At 75.2% G+C, this 20,936-nt stretch carries 15 protein-coding genes; 7 read left to right on the forward strand and 8 right to left on the reverse strand.

What is annotated here, in order from left to right:
* The first annotated feature begins 46 nt into the window (after positions 1–46).
* The gene (locus AB6L24_RS02050; RefSeq protein ID WP_405651323.1) at positions 47–802 is read left to right on the forward strand and encodes a DUF305 domain-containing protein; all 756 of its coding nucleotides are present in this window, start codon (positions 47–49) and stop codon (positions 800–802) included.
* A 58-nt stretch (positions 803–860) separates the two neighbouring features.
* Here AB6L24_RS02050 and AB6L24_RS02055 read toward each other — a convergent pair whose 3' ends face one another.
* Entirely contained in the window at positions 861–1,520 is a 660-nt protein-coding gene (locus AB6L24_RS02055) for a DUF6214 family protein (RefSeq protein ID WP_405651326.1), read from the reverse strand.
* 657 nt (positions 1,521–2,177) lie between these two features.
* On the opposite strand from AB6L24_RS02055, the gene AB6L24_RS02060 reads away from it, so the two are divergent.
* Positions 2,178–3,557, forward strand: coding sequence for an FAD-dependent oxidoreductase (locus AB6L24_RS02060; protein ID WP_405651329.1), 1,380 nt, complete (start codon positions 2,178–2,180; stop codon positions 3,555–3,557).
* 53 nt (positions 3,558–3,610) lie between these two features.
* Here the strand turns inward: AB6L24_RS02060 and AB6L24_RS02065 are convergent, their stop codons facing one another.
* Entirely contained in the window at positions 3,611–3,964 is a 354-nt protein-coding gene (locus AB6L24_RS02065) for an ArsR/SmtB family transcription factor (RefSeq protein ID WP_405651332.1), read from the reverse strand.
* A gap of 200 nt (positions 3,965–4,164) precedes the next feature.
* Here AB6L24_RS02065 and AB6L24_RS02070 point away from each other — a divergent pair, with 200 nt between their 5' ends.
* Positions 4,165–5,247: an NADH:flavin oxidoreductase/NADH oxidase gene (locus tag AB6L24_RS02070; protein WP_405651335.1), complete on the forward strand. Its 1,083-nt coding sequence runs from the start codon at positions 4,165–4,167 to the stop codon at positions 5,245–5,247.
* Positions 5,248–5,371: 124 nt separating this feature from the next.
* Here the strand turns inward: AB6L24_RS02070 and AB6L24_RS02075 are convergent, their stop codons facing one another.
* Positions 5,372–8,590 (reverse strand): amidohydrolase family protein, encoded by a 3,219-nt coding sequence (locus tag AB6L24_RS02075; protein WP_405651338.1) that lies wholly within the window; start codon positions 8,588–8,590, stop codon positions 5,372–5,374.
* Between the two features lie 283 nt (positions 8,591–8,873).
* On the opposite strand from AB6L24_RS02075, the gene AB6L24_RS02080 reads away from it, so the two are divergent.
* The 4 genes from AB6L24_RS02080 (at position 8,874) to AB6L24_RS02095 (ending at position 14,341) form a co-directional block, all read left to right on the forward strand.
* Positions 8,874–9,767: an aminoglycoside phosphotransferase family protein gene (locus AB6L24_RS02080; RefSeq protein ID WP_405651341.1), complete on the forward strand. Its 894-nt coding sequence runs from the start codon at positions 8,874–8,876 to the stop codon at positions 9,765–9,767.
* 328 nt (positions 9,768–10,095) lie between these two features.
* On the forward strand, positions 10,096–10,326 hold the full coding sequence (locus AB6L24_RS02085; protein WP_405651344.1) for a hypothetical protein: 231 nt from the start codon (positions 10,096–10,098) through the stop codon (positions 10,324–10,326).
* A 180-nt stretch (positions 10,327–10,506) separates the two neighbouring features.
* Positions 10,507–13,350 carry an AAA family ATPase gene (locus tag AB6L24_RS02090; protein ID WP_405651347.1) on the forward strand — a complete coding sequence of 948 codons (2,844 nt, stop codon included), beginning with the start codon at positions 10,507–10,509 and terminating at the stop codon, positions 13,348–13,350.
* Between the two features lie 166 nt (positions 13,351–13,516).
* The gene (locus AB6L24_RS02095; RefSeq protein WP_405651350.1) at positions 13,517–14,341 is read left to right on the forward strand and encodes a BTAD domain-containing putative transcriptional regulator; all 825 of its coding nucleotides are present in this window, start codon (positions 13,517–13,519) and stop codon (positions 14,339–14,341) included.
* Between the two features lie 605 nt (positions 14,342–14,946).
* Here the strand turns inward: AB6L24_RS02095 and AB6L24_RS02100 are convergent.
* The 5 genes from AB6L24_RS02100 to AB6L24_RS02120 all read right to left on the reverse strand — a co-directional run bounded on the left by AB6L24_RS02100 (position 14,947) and on the right by AB6L24_RS02120 (position 20,908).
* Positions 14,947–16,308 (reverse strand): hypothetical protein, encoded by a 1,362-nt coding sequence (locus AB6L24_RS02100; protein ID WP_405651353.1) that lies wholly within the window; start codon positions 16,306–16,308, stop codon positions 14,947–14,949.
* The gene (locus tag AB6L24_RS02105; protein WP_405651356.1) at positions 16,295–17,353 is read right to left on the reverse strand and encodes a caspase family protein; all 1,059 of its coding nucleotides are present in this window, start codon (positions 17,351–17,353) and stop codon (positions 16,295–16,297) included. Before AB6L24_RS02105 ends, AB6L24_RS02100 begins: the two co-directional genes overlap by 14 nt.
* Before the next feature lie 55 nt (positions 17,354–17,408).
* Positions 17,409–18,911 carry a hypothetical protein gene (locus tag AB6L24_RS02110; RefSeq protein ID WP_405651359.1) on the reverse strand — a complete coding sequence of 501 codons (1,503 nt, stop codon included), beginning with the start codon at positions 18,909–18,911 and terminating at the stop codon, positions 17,409–17,411.
* A 130-nt stretch (positions 18,912–19,041) separates the two neighbouring features.
* The gene (locus AB6L24_RS02115) at positions 19,042–20,205 is read right to left on the reverse strand and encodes a serine hydrolase domain-containing protein (protein WP_405651362.1); all 1,164 of its coding nucleotides are present in this window, start codon (positions 20,203–20,205) and stop codon (positions 19,042–19,044) included.
* A 124-nt stretch (positions 20,206–20,329) separates the two neighbouring features.
* The gene (locus AB6L24_RS02120; protein ID WP_405651365.1) at positions 20,330–20,908 is read right to left on the reverse strand and encodes a hypothetical protein; all 579 of its coding nucleotides are present in this window, start codon (positions 20,906–20,908) and stop codon (positions 20,330–20,332) included.
* Positions 20,909–20,936: the final 28 nt, after the last annotated feature.

The following is a 20,936-nucleotide window of genomic DNA, read 5'->3' on the forward strand; positions in this document are numbered from 1 at the left end:
ATCACCCATGCTCATCGGCGTGCTAGGACGTACCCAACCGCCCCGCGTGCCACAGGAGGTCGCCGTGCCCCACCGTCGTACGTCCGCCGCCCGTACGTCCGTCGCGAACGCCGCGCCCCTCAGGCGTGCCCTGGCCGCGACCGGACTGCTCACGGCCGCCGTCCTCGTGCTCGGTGCCTGCGACTCCGGCTCGGAATCCGACTCCAAGAGCAAGGCCAAGTCCCCGTCCTCGACCGGGCCTTCGGTCATCGCGCCCGGCAAGCCGGGTGAGACGGCGGCGACGCTCTCCGCCGAGGACGCCGCGAAGAAGAGAACCGACGACGACAGCCCGAACTCCGCCGACTTCGAGTACGTCGAGAAGATGATCCCGCACCACAGCCAGGCCCTGGAAATGACCCGACTCGTTCCCAAGCGGGCGAAGTCCACCAAGGTGAAGCGTCTCGCCGACCGCATCACCGCCGCCCAGAAGCCGGAAATCGGTGCCATGGAGCGGTGGTTGAAGGCCCACGCGAAGAAGGGCAAGCCGGGAGCGAAGTCCCCGAAGCCCGGACATGACGGTCACGGCGACCACGCGGGCATGCCGGGCATGGCGACCGCGGCCCAGCTCAAGCAGTTGCGCGCCGCCAAGGGCGAGGCCTTCGACCAGCTCTTCCTGAAGCTGATGATCACCCACCACACCGGCGCCGTGACGATGGCAACCGACGCGCTCTCCCAGGGCAACAACCTGCTCGTCGAGGAGATGGCCAACGACGTGGTGGCACAGCAGACGAGTGAGATCAACCGGATGCGCGGGATGGGGTGAGGGGCGCACCGGCGCGCACGACCGGATGCCCGGGGGCGCCTCCCCCGGGGCACGGACGCTAGCGGCGGTGGTGGCGCGACACCAGGAGCCCCGCCTCCCGCGCCCCCGCGATGAGCCGCAGCGACTTGCGGCGGCTGTGCCCCGTCGCCCGCATCACGGCGAGCACCGGGTCCTCGCCGTCCTCGAGGGCCCCGCGGTAGGCCTCCGCCGCCACGTTCCGCACCGCGCTGCCGCGTCGCGCGGACCTGCGGCCCCGGCGCGCGCCGGGCGGTTCCTGGGCGGGGCCGCCGCCGTTCCGGCAGGGCGCGTCGGCGGCTCCGTGCCGGTCGGCCAGGCCGCGGAAGGCGTCGTTGAGGGGGCCCTCGATCCGCGCGGCGAGCGCCGCGAGGTCGTCCAGGGGAAGCGGGGGCCTGGCGCGCACTTCCTCGATGGCGATCCGGCCGTCCGAGACGACCGCGAGGACGTCGGCGCCCCGGGGCGCGCCGGGGCAGCACCCGCCCTCGGCGCTGCGATCGCCGATGCCGCCGCCCTCCCTCCCCGCTCCGCCGTCACCGCCGAAGGCAAGGTGCACGTGGAAGAGCGACGGCAGCCCGCCGTCCAGCGGCGCTCCCTCCCCCATGCCCGCGAGGGGACCCGCACTCGCCTCGCCGAACTCGTGGCCCTGGCCCACGGGCGGGTCGAACTCCCCTCCCGGGCCCGCCGGTTGACCGATGTCCATCCCGCCCTCGACTGCCCCCGCCCCGAGCCACCCCTCGTCCCCGTCCCTCGCCCACCCCGTCGGCCAACTGGGGCCGTCCACCCCAAGCTCCGCCCAGTCATCCGGACCCCCCGGACCTCCCGGACCCCCCGCCGACGGAACCCCCCACCCCTCCCGCACACCCGCCCCCGCATCCACCCATTCGCCCCCGCCGGCAGACCCCTCACCGGCGCCCACATCCGCTCCCGCCCACGACGACACCTCGACCAGGCCCTCCTCCGCCGGCCACCCGGCCCCGGCCCAACCGGCGACGCCGGTCGCCCCCGCAGGACCAGCAAGACCTGTAGGCCCCGTAAGCCACGTAAGACCTGTGGGCCCCACCCTCCGCAGCTCCCCCGCCCCGCCACCCGATCGGAAATGATCATCCTCGTTGCGATATGAACCTTTCTGCACAGTCGCACGGTAGCCGTACTGTCACATTCCGCCATGAACGGCGCGCGCGAGGGCGCCGGGCGCGGCACCCTGACAGCGGCACAGGGCACGCGGGCGCCGCCACGCCCGCCTCCGCGCGTCGCGGCACATCTCCCCCTGGACGCACAGGGGTGCGATGCTGATGCCAGGCGGGCAGCAGCCGGCCGCAAGGCGTCCCGGAGACACCCTCGCGGAAGGAGCGCCACCGTGCAGGTCGCCGTCGTGGGATCGGGTCCGAGCGGGGTCTACACCGCGCAGAGTCTGGTGCAGCAGGACCGCGTGCCGGACGTGCGGGTCGATGTGCTCGACCGGTTGCCGTGCCCGTACGGTCTGGTGCGCTACGGCGTCGCACCGGACCACGAGAAGATCAAGTCCCTCCAGAACAACCTGCGTACGGTCCTGGAGCACGAGCGGGTGCGGTTCTTCGGGGGCGTCGAGATCGGGCCCCGCGCGCTGTCTTCGGCGCGGCTGCTCGGCATGTACCACGCGGTGGTCTACTGCGTGGGCGCGGCCACCGACCGGCACCTGGGCGTGCCCGGCGAGGACCTGCCCGGCAGCTGCTCGGCCACCGAGTTCGTGTCCTGGTACAGCGCCCACCCGGATGTGACGGTCAACGGCGCGGGGCCGCCCGACCGCTTCGTGCGCGGGGTCGAGTCGGCCGTGGTCATCGGCGTCGGGAACGTGGCGGTGGACGTCGCGCGGATGCTGGCGCGCGGCGCCGCCGAGCTGATGCCGACCGACATTCCGCAGGAGGCGCTCGGCGTCCTCGCCGACAGTCCGGTGCGCGAGGTGCACATGGTGGGGCGGCGCGGCCCTTCGCAGGCGCGGTTCACCACGAAGGAGCTGCGGGAGCTCGGCTCGCTCCCGGACACCGAAGTCGTCGTGGATGCGGCGGAGTTGGCGCTCGACCCGGCGTACGCGGATCCGTCGGGTCTGCCCGCGGCGAACCGGCGCAACGTCGAGGTGATGCGCGGCTGGGCGGCCGGGCGGCCCGGGCAGCCGGCCGCGCGGCGGATCCGGCTGCGGTTCTTCCTGCGGCCGGTGGCCGTGCTCGACGCGGACGGCCGGGTCGGCGGGGTGCGGTTCGAGCGGACGCTGCCGGACGGGCGCGGCGGGGTGACGGGGTCGGGGACGTACGAGGACATCGCGGGCCAGCTCGTGCTGCGGTCCGTCGGCTATCGGGGCGTGCCGCTGGCGGGGCTGCCGTTCGACGAGGGGACCGGCACGGTGCCGCACGCGGCGGGGCGGGTCCTGCGCGACGGGGCGGTCTCCCCCGGCGAGTACGTGGCGGGCTGGATCAAGCGCGGCCCCACGGGCGTCATCGGCACCAACCGTCCCTGCGCCAAGGAGACGGCGCTGTCCCTGCTCGACGACGCCCCGGCCCTCCTTGCGCGGACCGTGCCGTGCGACCCGGCAATGGAGCTGCGTGCCGCGGGTGCCGAGCCGGTCGAGTGGCCCGGGTGGCTGGCGATCGAGCGGGCGGAGGCGGAGCTGGGGCGTTCGCTCGGGCGCGGCTCGGTGAAGATCCCGGACTGGCCGGGGCTGCTCTCGGCGGCGCGCGGCACACCGCCCGGCGGGGCGGACTGAGCCGACGCGCACCTCGGCGCCCGGCCGGGCGCCGGGACCCGCCACCCGGGAGGTCAGCCGCCGAGGCGCTCCGCCTGCCGGGCCGCCGCGGCGAGCACGCTGTCGAGGAGCCCGGGGAACAGCGCGTCCAGATCGTCCCTGCGCAGCGCGTTCAGCTTCGCCGTGCCCCGGTAGTTCTGCTGGATGACACCTGCCTCGCGCAGCACCCGGAAGTGGTGCGTGTACGTGGACTTGGTGACGGGCAGGTCGAAGTGCGAGCACGTCAGGCCCGCGTCCGCGCCGGCGGCCAGCTCCCGCGCGATGAGCATGCGCAAGGGATCCGACAGCGCGTGCAGCACGCCTTCGAGACGGATCTCCTCGCGCGCCGGGTGGGCGAGCGCGCGGGCGCTCGGTGCGGCGGTCGTCATGGCGGCTCCACTCTCCCTGGGCGGCCGGGTGCGCCCGTGTGCGGTGCGGACGCCTCCAGTGTACGAGTTGTACGAGACTCATCGTAGTTTGACAGATGCCGTACTACGATGACTATCGTACGAGCAGGAGGCGCACCCCCCGACGGCCCAGGCCGCGGGCGCCCCCTTCCGTACCGCCGCCGTCACTACTGGAGGCCGCCGTGAGCGCGCTGTTCGAGCCCTGCACCCTGCGATCGCTGACCATCCCGAACCGCGTGTGGATGGCGCCGATGTGTCAGTACTCCGCGGTGGCGGCGGGCCCGGATGCGGGCGTGCCGACCGACTGGCACTTCACGCACTACGCGGCGCGCGCCACCGGCGGCACCGGCCTGATCCTCGTCGAGGCGACCGGCGTGAGCCCCGAGGGCCGGATCTCCCCGGCCGACCTCGGCATCTGGAACGACACGCAGGTCGAGGCGTTCCGCCGCATCACCGGCTTCCTCAAGGAGCACGGCACCGTCCCCGGCATCCAGCTGGCGCACGCGGGCCGCAAGGCGTCCACCGACCGGCCGTGGCTGGGCGGCGCGCCGCTCGCGCCCGGTTCCGCGGAGGGCTGGCAGCCGGTGGGGCCGAGCCCGGTGGCGTACGACGAGCGGCACACCGTACCGACGGAGCTGACCGTCGATCAGATCCACGACGTGGCACGGCAGTTCGCGGACGCCGCGCGGCGCGCCCTGGACGCCGGGTTCGAGGTCGCCGAGGTGCACGGCGCGCACGGCTATCTGATCGGTGAGTTCCTGTCGCCGCACTCCAACCGGCGCACCGACGCCTACGGCGGGTCGTTTCAGAACCGGGCCCGCTTCGCCCTGGAGGTCGTGGACGCCATCCGCTCCGTGTGGCCCGAGGACAAGCCGCTGTTCTTCCGCATCTCCGCGACCGACTGGCTGGACGAGGGCGGCTGGACGGCGGACGACACCGTGCGCTTCGCCGCGCTCCTGAAGGAACACGGCGTGGATCTGCTCGACGTGTCCACCGGCGGCAACGCCGCGGGCGTCAAGATCCCGGTCGGGCCCGGCTACCAGGTGCCGTTCGCGGCCCGGGTCCGCGCGGAGACGGGGCTTCCGGTCGCCGCGGTCGGCCTGATCACCGGTGTCGAGCAGGCCGAGAAGATCGTCGCCAACGGCGAGGCGGACGCGGTCCTGCTCGGCCGCGAGCTGCTGCGCAGCCCGTCGTGGGCGCGGCAGGCGGCGCGTGAGCTGGGCGCCGAGGTGCGGGTGCCGCAGCAGTACCTGCGGTCCGTCTGACGTACCTGAGGTCCGTCCGAGCTGTCGCCCCGTGTGGGGCGGCCGTACACGAACGACGCCCGGCGCGCGGTGGAACTCACCCCGCGCCGGGCGTCGTTCGTGGTCCCGGCTCACCACCTGAGGCTCACACCCCGGGATCGCAGCAGCCGTCCCGCCGCATCAGGCGTCCCACCTTCAGCCAGTCGGGGCCTTCGTGGGCGTGCCGGGTCGCCTTCGGGAAGGCGGCCACCAGGTCGTCGGTCTCGTACGGAACCCCGCCGCGCAGCACCGCCACGGTCCGCACCAGGGACGTGAAGTCCGCGAACGGGTCGCCGTCCACGACCGTCAGGTCGGCGACCTTGCCCGCCTCGACGGTCCCGAGGTCGTCCGCGACGCCGAAGAGCCGCGCGGGCAGCACCGTCACGGTGCGCAGCGCCTCGACCGGGGAGAGGCCGCCGCGGTGCAGGGCGCGCAGGCCCAGGTGCAGGGACAGGCCGATCGGGACGAGGGGCTGGTCGGTGCCGAGGGCGACGAGGCCGCCGGCGGTGAGGATGCGCCGGTAGATGTCGGTCTCCCGGCGCAGCGTGGCCAGCTGGGCGGCCGTCGGCGGGGTGCCCGCGCCCTTGACGACCGCCGCCGCGTCCCACGGCGCCATCACGGCGGTGACCCGGGGGTCGTCGGCGAGGCCGGGGTCGGCGCCCAGGAGCGGTGCCGAGGTGAACGGCGTCGCGATCATCGCGAACCGGGCTCCCCGTGCGCTGTAGATCTCCGTGACGTCGTCGTAGGCGCGCCCCGACGCCGTGGTGGCGTGCCCGAACTCGGCGCGCTGCGTGGCCTGCAGATGGGTCGTCAGGTCCTGTCCCGACTGGATGCCGGGCGACAGGAAGTGGCTGCCCGAGCGCACGCCCAGGCGTTCGTGCGCGAAGCGCGCGGCCTCCTCCATCACCCAGCTCGGCGCCCGCACATAGGTCTTGACGAAGTCCCAGTCGAGCTGCGCGGCCCGTTCAAGCGAGCGGCGCAGGCCGGCGCGGGTGCGGTGGGCACGGCCCATGCTGTACGCGACGCGCCCGCCGTCGAGGAGTTCACCGGTGGTCAGCAGGCGGGGCCCGGCGAGCTGTCCGGTGGCGACCGCTTCGCGCAGGCGCGCCTGTTCGTGGGCGAAGCCGCCGAGGGAGACGGCCGTGGTGATCCCGTAGGTGAGCTGTCCTGCGGTCTGGCGGCCGCCGTAGGTGCTCTGCCAGGGGTGGGTGTGGGTGTCCCACAGGCCCGGCAGGACGGTGCGGTCCGAGGCGTCGACGCGTCGGAGGGTGCCGCCGCGGGAGGCGCGGTGCGGTTCGACGGCGGCGACGCGTCCGCCGCGTACGACGACGTCGACGTCCTCCCGGACCGTGTCGCCGGTGCCGTCCCACAGCCGTCCGGCGTGCACGACGGTGTCGGCGGGCGCGGGTCTGCGCTGGTCGAGCGGGACGCGCACGGTACGGGCGTGGCCGCCGTCGACGCCGATGAGGCGCAGCTTGGCGCCCGACAGGTACAGGAGCGTCTTCGAGTCGCCCGCCCAGGTGGGGTGGTCGGCGGGTTCGGTGGTGAGGGTGCGCAGCTCGCCTCGTGGGCTGCCGTCGGGGGCGACGGGCAGCACGCACAGCGCGGACTCGACGATCACCGCCATCCAGCGTCCGTCCGGGGACCAGACGGGCCCGGAGTCGTACCGGTCGGCGACGGACGTGTGGGGCGCCACCGCGTGCAGCCGGGCGTCGCCGGTGGTGGCGTCGACGACCCGGATGAGGTTGTAGCCCTCGCGGAAGCGGAGGTTCAGGCGGTTGCGGTCGCACAGGGCGAGCAGGCGGCCGTCCGGTGACCAGCTCGGCCGTCCGGGGATTCCGCCGCCGCCGAGCGGGTCGGCGAGGACGCGCTCGGTGCCCGTGTCCAGGTCGCGCACGACGAGTCTTCCGGTCATGTCGAGGCAGGCGAGCCGCTTGCCGTCGGGCGAGAGGGCCGGGTGCACACGGCCGCCCGTGGCCAGGGCGGTCTCCTTGCCGGTTGCGAGGTCCCGCCGGTAGACGCCGAGGAGTCCGTCGCGGTCGTCGGCGTACACCAGGGAGCGCCCGTCGCGCGCCCACGTCGGCCCGAGGAGATAGCGCGTGGGCTCCGCGCGCCGCAGCCGTTTCGGCGCCTTGCCGCCCTTCGCGTCCGCGAGCCACAGCGAATTGAGGGCCGCGAAGGCCACCTTCTGGCCGTCCGGCGAGAGCGCGGGCAGATGGACGCCCCGCACGGGCCGCACCCGCTCGTCCGCGAGCCCGAGGTCGTACTCCTTGACCCGGTAGCGCGGCCGGTCCACACGCAGCTCTCCGTCGAACGCGATCGCCTCCGCCGCGCCCGGTTCCTCGGGGCGTACGAGGGTGAAGCGGCCGTCGACGGTCAGGAGCAGCTTGCCGTCCTTCGCCCAGCGCGGCGGCACGGGCGCGATGTCGCCGGTGACGTCGACGCGCTTGCCGTCGACGACGAGGGCGCAGGAGGCGGCGGGCGCCGGGGTGGTGCGCAGATAGGCGAGGCGGCGGCCGTCCGGGCTCGGGGCGGGCGTCATGACCTGGGCGGCCTCGGTCTCGGTGTGCTCCACGACGACCGGGCCTTCGCCGTTCGCCGGGACGGCGGCGACGGTCCGTGCCTCCAGGGCGAGGCCGGTGGCCGTGGTGACCCCCTTCGCCCGGACGAACAGGATCCGCTTCCCGTCGGGCGACCAGGCGGGGTCGAAGTCCTCCCAGGGGCCGTCCTGCAGCGGTCCTTGCTGCCCGGGCACCCCGGTGACCCGGGACAGCTCGCCGCTGCGCAGATCGAGGACGTGGATGCGGTACGGGCTGCCCGCGACCGGGTCGCCGCCGCGCTCGGAGGCGAAGGCGAGCCGGGTCCCGTCGGGCGACCAGGCGGGGCCGCGGTCGTCCCAGGGGCCCTCGGTGCGCTGCTCGACCTCGGAGCCGTCGGGGCGCATGGTCCAGATGTGGAAGCCGCCGCCCTGGAAGGCGCAGAACGCGATGAGTTCGCCGTCCGGCGCGTACACCGGCCGGTTGGGTTCCAGGCCCGGCGGGGTGAGCTGCTCCGCCTTGCCCCCGCCGCGCGCCTGTGACCACAGGACGTGCTGCACCTCGGCGACGATCCGGTCCCCGGTGGGCGAGAGCGTCGCCGAGCCGTTGGTGGCCCGCGTGAACGACAGCGGCACACCGGCGGACTCCCGCGCCGTGGCGGGCCCTGCGCCCGCCACCCCGACGGCACCGGCGGCCCCGGCCACGCCCGCGGCGACGAGCAGTTGACGGCGTGACAGTTGAAAGGAACGAGGAGGAAGGAGGGGGGTGTGGTTCCTGTCGCGATCCATGCGAGGAACACTCGCGCACCTGGCTGCGCCGGGCAACACCGCCTGCGCGGGGGGTCACGGGTGTCACCGGGGTGGCGAGCAGGGGGCACGGGCGCGGACGCAGGCGGTGGACTCGGCGGCCTCGATGACTCCGGCGGCCCAGTCTCACGGGCTCCGCGGGTCCCTGGCTCCCCGGCGTCCCGAACTCCCGTGCCCCCGGGCTCCCTGGGCTCCCCGGGCTCCCCGGGCTCCCCGGGCAAATATGCGCTGGAGCCCCCCTCCGCCGACTGCCATGATCGGCGCCATGTGCGCCTGCCCCACCCCGCTGCCGCCCGTGGCCCCACCCTCGCCGTCCGCCGTGCGCGCCCTCGTCGGCGCGCTGCTCCCCCAGGAGAGCGACCTCCGGGTGGAGCCCGTCGACGAGGGCGGCGAGCACTCCACCTGGTGGGTCGGTGAGCGGTACGTCCTGCGGCTCACGCTGGACGGGGAGGCGGCCGTGCGGCAGCGGCGTGAGGTCGCGCTCCGGGCGGCGATCCAGCCGTACGTGCCGGTCGGCGTGCCGGTGAGCGTCGCCGCCGGGGACTGGACGCCGGGGCTCGCCTGCACCGTCGACTCGCGGCTGCCGGGGGAATCCGCGGAGCGGCGGTCCGTGGGGCCGGAGGGCGAGCGCGATCTGGCCGGGATGCTGCGGGGCCTGCGCGCCCTGCCGCCGGGCAGAGTGTCGGCGCTCGGTCTGCCCGTACGCGAGCCGCGCGCCCTGGACGAGCTGCGGCGCTCCGCCGACGAGGCCTTGGTCCGCCTCACCGCGCACGGCGAGGCGCCCGCCGCGCGCGTGCCGCCGCACGAGCCCGGTGCCACGGAGCCCCCCGCCCCGCTCACCGCCGTCCTCCTCCACAACGACCTCAAGGGCGAGCATCTGCTGGTGAGTTCCGCGGGTCGCGTCAGCGGCGTGCTCGACTGGGCGGACGCGGTCGTGGGCGATCCGGCCGAGGACGTGGCCGGCCTCGCCCTGTCCATCGGCGCCGCAGCGACCGAGCGCGTGACCGTCGCGGCCGGACTGACCCCGGAGGTGTTCCGGCGCGGGCTGCTCCTGGCCCGCTACGACACCGCGATCCGGCTCGCCGACCGCGTCGAAGGACGGGACGACAGCCCTCTGCCCCTGCTGCGCGCGCAGTTGGACCGCGCCTGGGCGGGCTGAGGCCGGGCCCGGGGCCCAGGCCCCGGGCCCATGGCATCCTCCATCGGCCTCGTGCGCGTCTGCGGCTCAAGGTCCCGTCCGTACGGGGCACGCCCTAGGGAACTGATCGGCGCCGCGTGTCCAGCACACCGTCCGCACGCGGAAGCGGGAGGATGCCACGCGCGCCGCGCGCACCACGCGTCCCCCGCGTCCCCAGCCACACCTCCCGCGCCACCCTAGGGATTTCCCTAGGTGCCACACCGAAGCGACGCCCGCCGGGCCGCTTCTACTCTGGGCGGCGTCGCCATGCGTCACGGCTCACGCCCTGGGCCGCTCCCCGGGAGGCGTTGTGCGCTATGTCATCGAGGTGTACCGCGAGCACGACGGCGTCTGCGGGAGTGTCGCCGCCGAGAGCTGCGAGAGTCCGCGGCCCTTCCACGGCTGGCTCGAACTCCTCGCTCTGCTCGAACCGCCGCTGCCGGAGGGCGCGGGCCGGGAGGGACCGCAGCACGAGTCGCCGGACGCCGGGTGGACCACGCCGCGCCAGGAACCGCCGGGTGGCGGGCTGACCGCGCTGTAAGGGGCGCCGTACGAGCGCACCGGACGGCCGCGGCTGGCCGGTCCTCGTCCACAGAAGTCGGAATTCGCCTTGTGCGGAACACCGGTCGCCCACCATCGTGGTGTCCTGGCCATGCGCCCGGCACGGGTCACTGTCTCATTCGGGGTCACCCGCGGCCGGTGCCGATGCGCGGGGGCGGTGATGACGACCGAGGACACAGCGCACGACCTCTTCCACGCCCCGCCGCCCGGCGACGCGTTCTGCGGCCGCACCCGCGAACTGGCCGCGCTCCAGCAGGACTTCGCCGACGTCTGCGCGGGCTCGCCGCGGCTCGTGCTGCTCGAAGGGCCCGGCGGCATCGGCAAGACGGCGCTGGTGCGCCGGTTCCTCGACTCGGTGCACGGCACGTGTGTGCTGCACGCGAGCGGTGAGGAGAACGAGAGCGCGCTGCCGTGCGGCGTGCTCGCCCAGCTCGTCGGCCAGAGCCCGCTGCCGGTGCCGGAGACCCTGGCCGGACTCGTCCGCGTACCGCAGTCCCTGCACGCCAACCTGCCGCCGCTCGCGGCCGGGTTCGGGCTCCTCGACCTGCTGAGCGAGGTGCAGGGCAAGGGACCCGTGGTCCTGGTCGTGGACGACGCGCACTGGGCGGACCCCGAGTCCCTGAACGCGCTCACCTTCGCGCTGCGGCGGCTGCGCCACGACCGGGTCCTCGCGATCGTCGCGCTCCGCGACCCGCAGGTGCCCGCACTGCCCGAAGGACTGCGCCGCCTGCTCACCGACACCCCCACCCGCCGCCTCGCCCTCCCGGGCCTCAGCCCCGGCGAGCTGGCCGCGCTCAGCGTGCGCCTGGGCTCCGCGCGCCTCCCGCACTCGGCGTCGCGGCGGCTGCACTCCCACACGCACGGCAACCCGCTGCACGCCCGCGCGCTGCTCGGCCAGGTGCCGCCCGAGGTCCTGCTCGACGTGGCGACGCCGCTGCCCGCGCCCCGGTCGTACGCCATGCTGGTGCTCGCCAACCTCGCCGACTGCGGGGCCGCCACCCAGCGCCTGGTGCAGGCGGTGAGCGTGCTCGGGCTCTCCTGCCGGCTGCGTACCGCCGCCCGGCTCGCACGGGTAGCTCAGCCGCTGCCCGCGCTCGAACGGGCCGTCAAGACAGGTCTGTTGCGCGAGACCCCCGCAGGAGTGGCCCCCGAGGTCGCCTTCCCGCACCCGCTGGTGCACGCGGCCGTCTACCAGGACATCGGGCCCGCCCAGCGCGCCGCCCTGCACACCAGGGCGGCGGAGCTGGTCGACGACGAGTACACCAGGCTGCGTCACCGCGTCCTCGCCTCGACCGGACCCGACGAGCAGCTCGCCGACGCCCTCGCGACCTGCGCGCGCCGTGAGGCCGCCACCGGCCAATGGGCCGTCGCGGGCACACACTTGCGGCACGCCGCACGCGTCGCGACGAGCCCCCGCGAGCGGGACCGCCTCACCGTCGAGGCCGTCGAGGCGCTGCTGCTCGACGGCCGGGTGCAGGAGGCCGCCGAGCTGGCCAACGGCGTGCCCGACGGGGCCGACCCGGCGCTGCGCGGCTACGTACGCGGCTATGTGGCGCGCGTACAGGGGCGCACGGAGGCGGCCCGGACGCTGCTCGCGGACGCCTGGGAGCAGTGCGACCGCGAGCGGGACCCGTCCCTCGCGGCCCGCGCCGCCGAGCAGTTGAGCTACGCGGCCGTGATGTGCGGGCGCGCCGCGGTGGCCGCGCAGTGGGCCGAGCGGGCGCAGCGCCTGTCCACCGCGCAGGGGCCGAGCCGCATGCTGCGCTTCAACCACCTGATCGCCCTGGGCCTCAGCGGCCGCGCCAAGGAGGGCATCGCGCTCGCGGCGGATCTGCCCGACCCCATGATCGTGCCGCTGAAGAGCATCGATCTCCTGCTCGCACGCGGGCAGTTGAGGCTGTGGTCGGACGATCTGCCGGGGGCACGCCAGGATCTGCTCGGCGCCGTCGCCAACTGCCGTACGACGACCGTGCCGTTGCGGCTGCTCTCGGCGTCCGCGCTCGCCCAGACCCTGCACCGGCTCGGCGCGTGGGACGAGGCGCTGATCCACGCCGAGTCGTCCGCGTCGATCGCCGACGACACCGACCAGTCGTGGCTGAAGCCCGTCACGCACGGCGTCTCCGCGCAGATCCTGGCCGCGCGCGGCGCGTGGGAGCGCGCGTCGGACCATCTGCGGACCGCCCTCGACGTGCCGGGCGGCGCCGAGACGCCGGTCGCGTACGCGTACGCGGTGTGCGCGCGGGGGCACTTCGCGGACGCGCGCGGCGAGCCGCAGGAGGTCGTGGACGCGCTGCGGCCGCTGCTTCGGTTCGCCGAGCAGGACGGTGTGAACGAGCCGGGGGTGGTCGACTGGCAGCCGCTGCTCGGCGACGCGCTGGTGCAGCTCGGTGAGCTGGACGAGGCGGAGGCGGTGCTCGGTGCGTTCGAGGACCGGGCGCGGGCCCGCGGCCGGCACGCGTCGCTCGCCGCGGCGGCCCGGGCACGGGGCAATCTGGCCGCCGCCCGCCGCGACCCCAAGCGTGCGCAGGCGGCGTTCGCGCGGGCGCAGGACCACGCGGCGCAGGTACCGGTGCCGTTCGGGCGGGCACGGGTGGAGCTGGACCACGGGTCGTTCCTGCGCAGGATCGGCCGCCGGTCCCTGGCCATCGCGCAGTTGCAGGCCGCGTACACGACCATGACGGCGCTGGGCGCGGGGCCCTACCGGGCGCTGTGCCTCAGGGAGTTGAACGCCTGCGGCCGTGCGGCGCCCGACCTGCCGGCGGACGGACAGGAGCGGGACGCCGCAGCCGACGCCCTGGACGGGACGCTCACCCCGCAGGAGCTTGCCGTGGCACGCCTCGCCGCGCAGGGCCTCACGAACCGTCAGATCGCCACGGCGCTCGCCCTGAGCGTCAAGACCATCGAGTACCACCTGGGCCACACCTACGCGAAGCTCGGGATCACCTCGCGGATCGGCCTCGTGCGGCGGCTCGGGCCGCAGGCGTCGTCGCCGTCCGCGGGCTGAGTCGGGAGGCTGAGTCCGGGAGCGCCGAGTCCGAGGGCGCCGAGTCGGCGGGCCGGAGGGAACCGGGGTAATCCCCGGCACGGTCCCGGAGGCGCACGCCGCGCCCCGCTCGTACGGTCGAGCCGGTAGGGCAGGGCGGACGCGGGAGCCCACTGGAGGTGGCCCGATGGTTTCCATCAGGTACGCGGGAGCGCGGGACGAGCGGCCGGCGCTGCGGCTGCGGCTGCTCGGGGGGTTCCTCCTCACCCGGGAGGCGCCGGAACCCGCCTGCGGGAACCCGGACTGCACCGCCGTGTGTCCGGACGACCCGGGCTGTCTCGACGCCCGTGCCGCCGAGCCGATCGACGTGCCCGCGAGCGGCCGTCAGGTGCTCGCGCGCCTCGCGCTGTGCGGGGCGGCGACGCGCTCGGCGCTCGCGGGCACGCTGTGGCCCGACGTCACCGAGGCGCGGGCCCGCGCCAGCCTGCGCACCGCCGTGTGGCGGCTCAACGGGGCGGGTTCGGCGCTCACCGACACCCACGACGGCGCCCTCTCGCTCAGCCACCGGGTGCGCGTCGACATCCAGGACCTCACCCAGGCGGCGCACCACGTGCTGTCCGGGGACACCCTGTCGGCGGCGCGGGAGCGGATGCGGTCGGCCTACCAAGTGCTGCTGTGCGGGCGCGAGTTGCTGCCCGGCTGGCAGCAGGACTGGGTGGCCTTCGAGCGCGAGCGGCTGCATCAGCTGCGGCTGCACGCCCTGGAGGCGCTGTCGGCGCGGCTCGTCGCCCGGCGCCTGTACGCCCCGGCGCTCGAGGCCGCCCTGGAGAGCACCCGCGTCGACCCGCTGCGCGAGAGCGCCCACCGCGCGGTCGTCTCCGTGCACCTCGCGGAGCACAACCTCACGGAGGCTGTGCGGCAGTACGAGACGTTCCGCGAACTGCTCCTGAGGGAGCTCGGCGTGGAGCCCTCGGGCCAGTTCTCGTCGATGCTCCGGCACGCCCTGGTCTGAGGGGCGCGGGGTCACGGCCTCGTGCGGGCGGCGGACACCGCACCCACGGATGACGTGACGCCGCGGTGACGCCCCGGCCGTCACGATGGGGCGTGCCCCGTCCAGGATGCGGGGAGAAGGGGGATCTCCCCTGGTTGAGCGACGCGCCGGCCGTCACGGCCACCACCTGGGTGGTCGCTCATGCCCTGGACGGGGTGCCCACGTTCCGCGGGAGGCCGCGACCGGCCGTGGGACACCAAGCCTCTGCCCCGCGCGCGCTCCCGGCCCACCGACCGTCGCGCCTTCCCTGCCGACCCGCGTCCGGGCGCTCCGGACCACCCGCCCCCGGACTTCCCCACCCGCCTACGGGCTTGCCCCCGTGCCCATGCCGGACGCACCGAGCGCGCCCCTGCCGGACGGGCCGGGCACACCCATACCGGACGGTCCGGGGCACACCCACGCCGGACCGGCCCAGCGCACCCCACACCGAAAGGGCCGAGCTCCCCCGAGCCGCCCGGCCCCTCCGCTCCTCCCCCGGCCCCGAAGCCGGTCCCGCTGCCCGACCCGATACCGCTGCCGGTCCCCCCGCCCTGCTCCGCCCTCCCCCGACTCGACCCGGCCCCCGCTCAGCCCTCCCCCGACTCCCGCAGCCGCTCGATCGCCCGCTCCACCGGCCGGTGCGGCAGCCCCGTCCTGCGGCACAGCTCGTCGCGCGGGACGTCCCGCAGGACCTCCTCGACCGGCTTGTGGGCGAGGGCCGCGATCTCGCGCACGTACGCCTGGACACGGCCCACCGGGTCGGCCGCCGCGGGCCCGGCGGCGGGCGTTCCGAGGCCGCCGCGCGCCGCGGCACGGGGCCGCCGGTCCTCCTCCAGCCACGTCGTCCAGACCCCGCGCCCGACCAGGTGCTCGGCGACGCTCTCCGCCGTCGAACCGTCCTTGATCACTCCGGGGTCGGCGCCGTCGGCCCGGATGAGGAGCTGGCAGGACGCGGCCAGCATCGGCGGCGACGAGACCCGTGGGGCGGCCCCGTCGAACAGGGTGCTGAGCGCGGCGAGGTCGGGGTGTCCGGGGACGTGCGGGGCGAGGCGCCGGACGACCTCGTCCAGGCGGCGCAGGTCGGGCGCCCGGTCGAGGAGCATCGCGTGCGCGCCGAGGATGCCGAGGAACGGGTCGACGTGCCCCGACTCCAGCATCGGGAACAGCTGCCGGTCCGACGTCAGGTCGATGCCCTGGCGCAGCCCGGAGAGGGCGGCCTCGCGGGCGAGGTTCAGGGCCTCGTCGGCCGGACGCCAGCCGGTGCCGAGCGGGACCATCTCCACCGTGGCGTACTGCGGCTGCGGCCCGTAGGGTCCGTTGCCGACGAAGACGAGGGTCGTCCAGCCCTCCGACACCCACAAGGCCTGGGCGAGGGGCAGGCCCTCGCCGCCCGGTTCGCGCAGCCGCAGCCGGTAGCCCCCGGGCGCGAGGCCGCCGCTCCAGGCGGCCCAGCCCTGCGGCGGGTCGGCCCGCCAGCCCGCCTCGCCGCCGTCCACGGCCGTGCCGCTCCCGTCGGTGATCTCCAGGGCGCGGGGGTCGAGGCGCCAGCCGGGGCGCAGGTTGCGCAGCAGCACCATCAGGCTGGGCCGGCCCCGCCGGTGCGTGGCTTCCGTGCTCCAGCGCAGGGTGGCGTCGCGGTGGGCGGCCCGCGTGGTGACGGTGCGTTCGACGGGGGCCGGGGCGGGGATGCGGGGCAGCGGGAGGCGGGCGGTGAAGGCGGTGGTGCCGACCTCGACGAGCCGGCCGGCCACGGCGCCCGCGAAGCGCTGCTCGATGCGGTAGATGCCGGGGGCGACGGTCGTCTCGATGGTGCCCATGCCGTGGGCGACCTCGGTCATGGCCTCGTCGGTCACGGTGACGAGCACCGACGGGGTGTCGGGGATGACGACGAACGGCACCTCCGGGCGCCCTTCGGCGCCTGCCGCACGCGGCTTCTCAGAACTGGACAACGCTGCCACCCCCGGTCACTACCTCGAAGAACCCGCCGTCCGTGAACTCCGGCGCGGTCAGGCTGTCCGCGACGACTTTGTAGAGCCCCGGCACCAGGGACGCCACGTGGTCCGCCCCGTCGATGTCGAGCCTGCGCGGCTCGTCGAAGCCCCGTCCGCGCAGCTCGACGCCGCCCCTGAAGCCCGGCGGGAAGCGCAGCGTCACGGGGTACGAACCGACCCCGCCGAGCCCTCTGGCGAAGACGATCGGGGTGCTGGTCTCCCGCAGGAACCGGGCCTCCTGCGGGACGAGTTCCCCGGCCGTGCGGTCGAGGACGTGGCGGCGTACGTAGCGCGCGAGGCTGTCCGACGTCACCTCGCCCTCGGCGGTGACAGTGCCGCCGCCCGCCCCGCGCAGGCCCTCCAGGAGGGCGCTGGTGAAGTGCCCGCGCGACTGGTCGGGGTCGGGCGAGAGCTGTTCGTAGGCGGGATCGCCGAGGGCCGAGCCGTAGCCGACGAAGCACTCGACCTTGTCGGGGGCCTCGGTGGTGTCCGTGAAGGGAGGGCCGAACGCGGTGACGCCGCCGAAGCGGGTGCGGCAGCAGTCGGCGAAGAAGACGATCTCGTGGAACGGCGACGCCGATTCGTACCACGACAGATACGGGCGTACGGCGATGTGGTTGCCGAGGAGGTCGATCGCCGCGTTGGCCATGAGCAGCGCGGCGTCGCCGCCGAACGGGGCGATGCCGTGCCCGGCGAGGAACACGTAGAGCCGGGTGTCGGCCCAGTCGCCGCCGTCCGCGACGGCGGCGCGGACCGCGCAGTGGGTCCGGTACAGGGCGCGGTTGACGTTCTCCCGGGTCGGGACGGCGCTCATCACGTCGGCCTCGCGCTCGTCGCGTTCGGTGGCCGTGACGAGCGCGACGTTCCCTTCGGGTACGTCGCCTCCGGCCGAGTCCACGAGCCAGTCCCTGAACCGGGCCGCGTCGCCGCGCGCGCCGCTCAGGTCGGTGATCGCCGGGTAGCGGTTGATGCCGACGATCACGGCGTAGTGCAGGTCGTTCATCGGGCTTCCCCCTTGTGAACCCGTGTGTGCACCCGTGCGGACGCGGGCGCCCCCGTCAGTCGGCGAGCATCCGCGCGAGGCTGTCGAGGACCTCGGGGTCGTCGTCGAACGCGCCGTGCGTGCGGGCGCTGGAGCTGAGGCCCGGCTCCCCCGCCACGGGCGACCACACGGTGCGCCGCGGGTCCGCCGCGAGGTACGCCCGCAGGTCCTCGGAGTCCTGCCCGCCGAAGGCGCCGTCGGCGGTGTACCAGCGCTGCATGCCGGCGATGGGGGCGACGGCCGACTGCCGGGCTGGGCCGCGCTCCAGGACGCCGGAGATGAAGTACAGGAGCGACCTCGGGTAGAGGAGCGGCACCAGGTGGTCGGCGCGCTCGGCCGGGTCGGTCATCGTGAACATCCGCAGCCGGTCGAAGAGTTCGCGGCGCAGCCGCACGGCCGGCGCGAGCTGGGTGACGGTGCAGGCGGGCGCGAGGAGGACGACGTCGCGGACGCGGAAGTCGGCGGGCAGCGGGTCGTCGGCGGCGGCGCGCCTGCGGGCGAGGTCGGTGAGCAGGTTGCCGATGAAGACGGCGCCCGCGCTGTGGCCGACGACGGTGACCTTGGGGCGGCTGCCGGAGGCGAGGAGCTGGCTGAAGCGGTCCAGGAAGTAGCGGCCCGCGCGGGTCTCTTCGGACTCCGCGAACGTGTCGGCCGTCTGCCGCTTCATGGCGTCCCAGACGGCGGCGCCCACGTTGGCGACGTAGAACTCCCGCAGGATCTCCTCGACGACGGTCGGGTACAGGCCGTGGTCGGTGCGCAGCCGGAAGCGGCCCACGACGGCGGCGATGACGCGCACCGTCTTGCGCACGAGGAGCGCGGAGGTGACCAGGGCGCGCCGGTTGCCGCCGTCGGCGGTGTCCGCGGCGAGCTCGGCCACCGTCTCCGGTGACATGAGTGTGGCGACCGCCGCGCGCCCCCCGTTGATGTCGCGCGCGGCGGTCGTCGTGGGTGCCGGCCGCAGGACCGAGCCCACGATGTCCCGGTTGCGGTCGGCGAGTTCGGTGTCCGTCGACAGTTCGGCGGTGATGAGGACGCGTTCGGCCTCACTGAGCGGCGGCACGGCGGCGGGCGGGGTCAGGCGGGCGTAGGGTTCCTGGCCGGTGCGCAGCAGGGCGAGTTCGGCGGCCACGGCCCGTGCGGGCGGGGCGGCGAGCGCGCCCGCGGCGCGCCGTCCCGGGCCCTGGAAGACGGCTCCGGCGGCGTAGCGGGTCACTCGGTTCAGGAGCGTCTGGAAGACGCCCTCGCCGAGGATCTGCGGCAGGTTGCCCTGGAGGATCTCCAGGAGGCCGCTGCTCCAGACGAAGAACACGGGCTCGGCGCCCGCCGCCTCGTACACCGGTGTGAGCCGCTCGGCGGTGGCGAACCCGAGCGCGTCGTCGACGAGCCCGCCGTGGAAGTGCAGGACCACGCGCGGCCGGTCCTTGAGGCTCGCCACGAGCGCGTCGATGTCGTCGGTGCTCGTCGTGGCGAGCCGTCCGCTCGTCCCGCTGTGTACGCAGCGCCTGCGGGAAGGATGCATGTCCGGACCTCCGGCCGATAGCCGCTCGCCAGGAGCCCCCCGTCGCGGAAGTCCCCCGACTCCTGCCGCTCCTGGCGCAGCCACCGTAGAGCCGCCCCGTGCCCGGCGGCATCGGGGGCGGGCCCGGGGATTACCCCAAGGCGGGCGTCCGGGCCTCCCCCAGGCACTCCCGTACGGCCGCGACGAGGCGGTTGGCGCGCGCGTCGCCGTGCCCGATCATCTTGTTGGCCACGTAGGCGAAGCCGACCCCGAACTCGTCGTCGCCGAAGGCGAACTGGCCGCCGGAGCCGTCGTTGGCGAAGCTGCGCGGCCCCAGGGTGGGGCGGAACGCGGGGGCGTCGAGGAGGAAGCCCGAGCCCCAGCGGACCCCCATGTCGAGGCCGAGCCACGAGGTGCCGCCGGACTGCTCGCGCACGGCGTCGGTGACGGTCCCGCGGCTCAGCAGGCGTTCGGATCCTTCGACGCCGGTCGCGGCGGCGGCGTACAGCGCGGCCAGGCCGTGCGCCGAGGAGACCGCGCCCGCGCCGGGGATCTCCGCGCCGAGGAGCGCCGGGTCGTTCCAGCCGTGCGGGTCGTCGACGCCGGGGAAGACGAAGGCGCCGTTCATCGTGACCATGCGGGTGAGGATCGATTCGGGGCCCGGCATCGGGGGCCTGCCCGGCGCCTCGACGAGCCGTGCCAGGGAGCCGAGTTCGCGCTCCGGCAGGCCGATCCAGGTGCGCAGGCCCAGGTCGTCGGCGACGGCCTCGCGGAAGTAGGCGCCGGGGGTGAGGCCGGTGACGCGGCGGATGACCTCGCCGAGGAGGAAGCCGAAGACGTGGGCGTGGTACTCGTACGTCTCACCGGGCGCCCACAGCGGCTCCTGCTCCTCGATGGCGCGCACCACCGGTGCCCACGCGGCGATCTCGGCGAAATCCGGGGATGCGTCGAGGACGGGGAGTCCGGCGCGGTGGCCGAGCACCATCCGCGGGGTGATCGACTCCTTGCCGCCGCGGGCGAACTCCGGCCAGTACGTGGCCACCGGGGCGTCCAGGTCGAGGCACCCCTGCTGTGCGAGCAGGTGGGCGCAGACGCTGACGATGCCCTTGGCGCAGGAGAAGACGGGCACGACGGTGTCCTGCCGCCAGGCCAGGCCGGTCCGCTCGTCGGCGACGCCGCCCCACAGGTTGACGACCTCGCGGCCGTCGACGAACACCGTGACGGCCGCCCCGAGTTCGTCGAACTCGGCGAAGTTCGCCGCGAAGACGTCCGCGACCGCCCCGAACCGTTCGTCGGCCCACCCGTTGTGTTCCACTGTCCCACTGCTTTCTGGTGACGCGGGGCCCGCACGGCGGCGCAGACCCCCGGCGAGCGATGACCGGCACACGGTACGTGCCCCCACCATGCATCTCCAGCGATTTACGGGCCCACCGACAGTGTCAGGCCGCCGGGGGAACGGCCGGCCCCGGCGGCGTGGGCGCGGCGGGCACCCGGAGCGGCGGCGGCACGGCCTCGGCGAGGACCAGGGCGCTGGACGGGATCGCCGCCCGCATCTCCAGGAGCGCCACCAGCGCGGTGTGCAGCTGCTCCACGCCCTCGTACGCCTCGTGCGCGAGGATCAGGCGGGCCCGGGTCTCCAGGTTCTGCCAGGCGTACCTGCGCCGCAGGTTCGCCATCTGCCGCGCGTCGGCGCGCAGGAACGTCGACCCGGCCGAGAAGCCCGCGGAGAGCAGCGCCAGGATCGCCGCGGGCACCCGCGCCCCGGGCGAGGCGAGCCCCGCGGCGCCGGAGATGCCTGCGAGCACCGCGGCCGGGAACCCGAGGCAGAGGTAAGTGGCACCCCACAGCTTGCCGCGCCGCTGTGCCCGCCGTGCGCCGATGCGCGCCTCGGCCGCGATCTGCCTGACCTCCTCGGCCAGGTGCCGCATCCGCTCGCCGGACGGCCCGCCGCCGTCGGCCGAGCCGTCGCCGCCCTGCCCGGCGGCCCCGTCGTCGGGCCGCCCCTCTCCTGTCAACACCCGTTCCCCCACCCGGAGTAGCAGCCGG

This window comes from Streptomyces sp. RK9, assembly GCF_045070545.1.
Lineage (GTDB): Bacteria > Actinomycetota > Actinomycetes > Streptomycetales > Streptomycetaceae > Streptomyces > Streptomyces alboflavus.

What these genes read in the sequence shown, in the direction of transcription:
- AB6L24_RS02090 (WP_405651347.1), top strand. Translation starts at nt 10,507, where the DNA reads ATGACGACCGAGGACACAGCGCACGACCTCTTCCACGCCCCGCCGCCC.
- AB6L24_RS02075 (WP_405651338.1), bottom strand. Translation starts at nt 8,590, where the DNA reads ATGGATCGCGACAGGAACCACACCCCCCTCCTTCCTCCTCGTTCCTTT.
- AB6L24_RS02080 (WP_405651341.1), top strand. Translation starts at nt 8,874, where the DNA reads ATGTGCGCCTGCCCCACCCCGCTGCCGCCCGTGGCCCCACCCTCGCCG.
- AB6L24_RS02055 (WP_405651326.1), bottom strand. Translation starts at nt 1,520, where the DNA reads ATGGACATCGGTCAACCGGCGGGCCCGGGAGGGGAGTTCGACCCGCCC.
- AB6L24_RS02110 (WP_405651359.1), bottom strand. Translation starts at nt 18,911, where the DNA reads ATGCATCCTTCCCGCAGGCGCTGCGTACACAGCGGGACGAGCGGACGG.
- AB6L24_RS02105 (WP_405651356.1), bottom strand. Translation starts at nt 17,353, where the DNA reads ATGAACGACCTGCACTACGCCGTGATCGTCGGCATCAACCGCTACCCG.
- AB6L24_RS02095 (WP_405651350.1), top strand. Translation starts at nt 13,517, where the DNA reads ATGGTTTCCATCAGGTACGCGGGAGCGCGGGACGAGCGGCCGGCGCTG.
- AB6L24_RS02065 (WP_405651332.1), bottom strand. Translation starts at nt 3,964, where the DNA reads ATGACGACCGCCGCACCGAGCGCCCGCGCGCTCGCCCACCCGGCGCGC.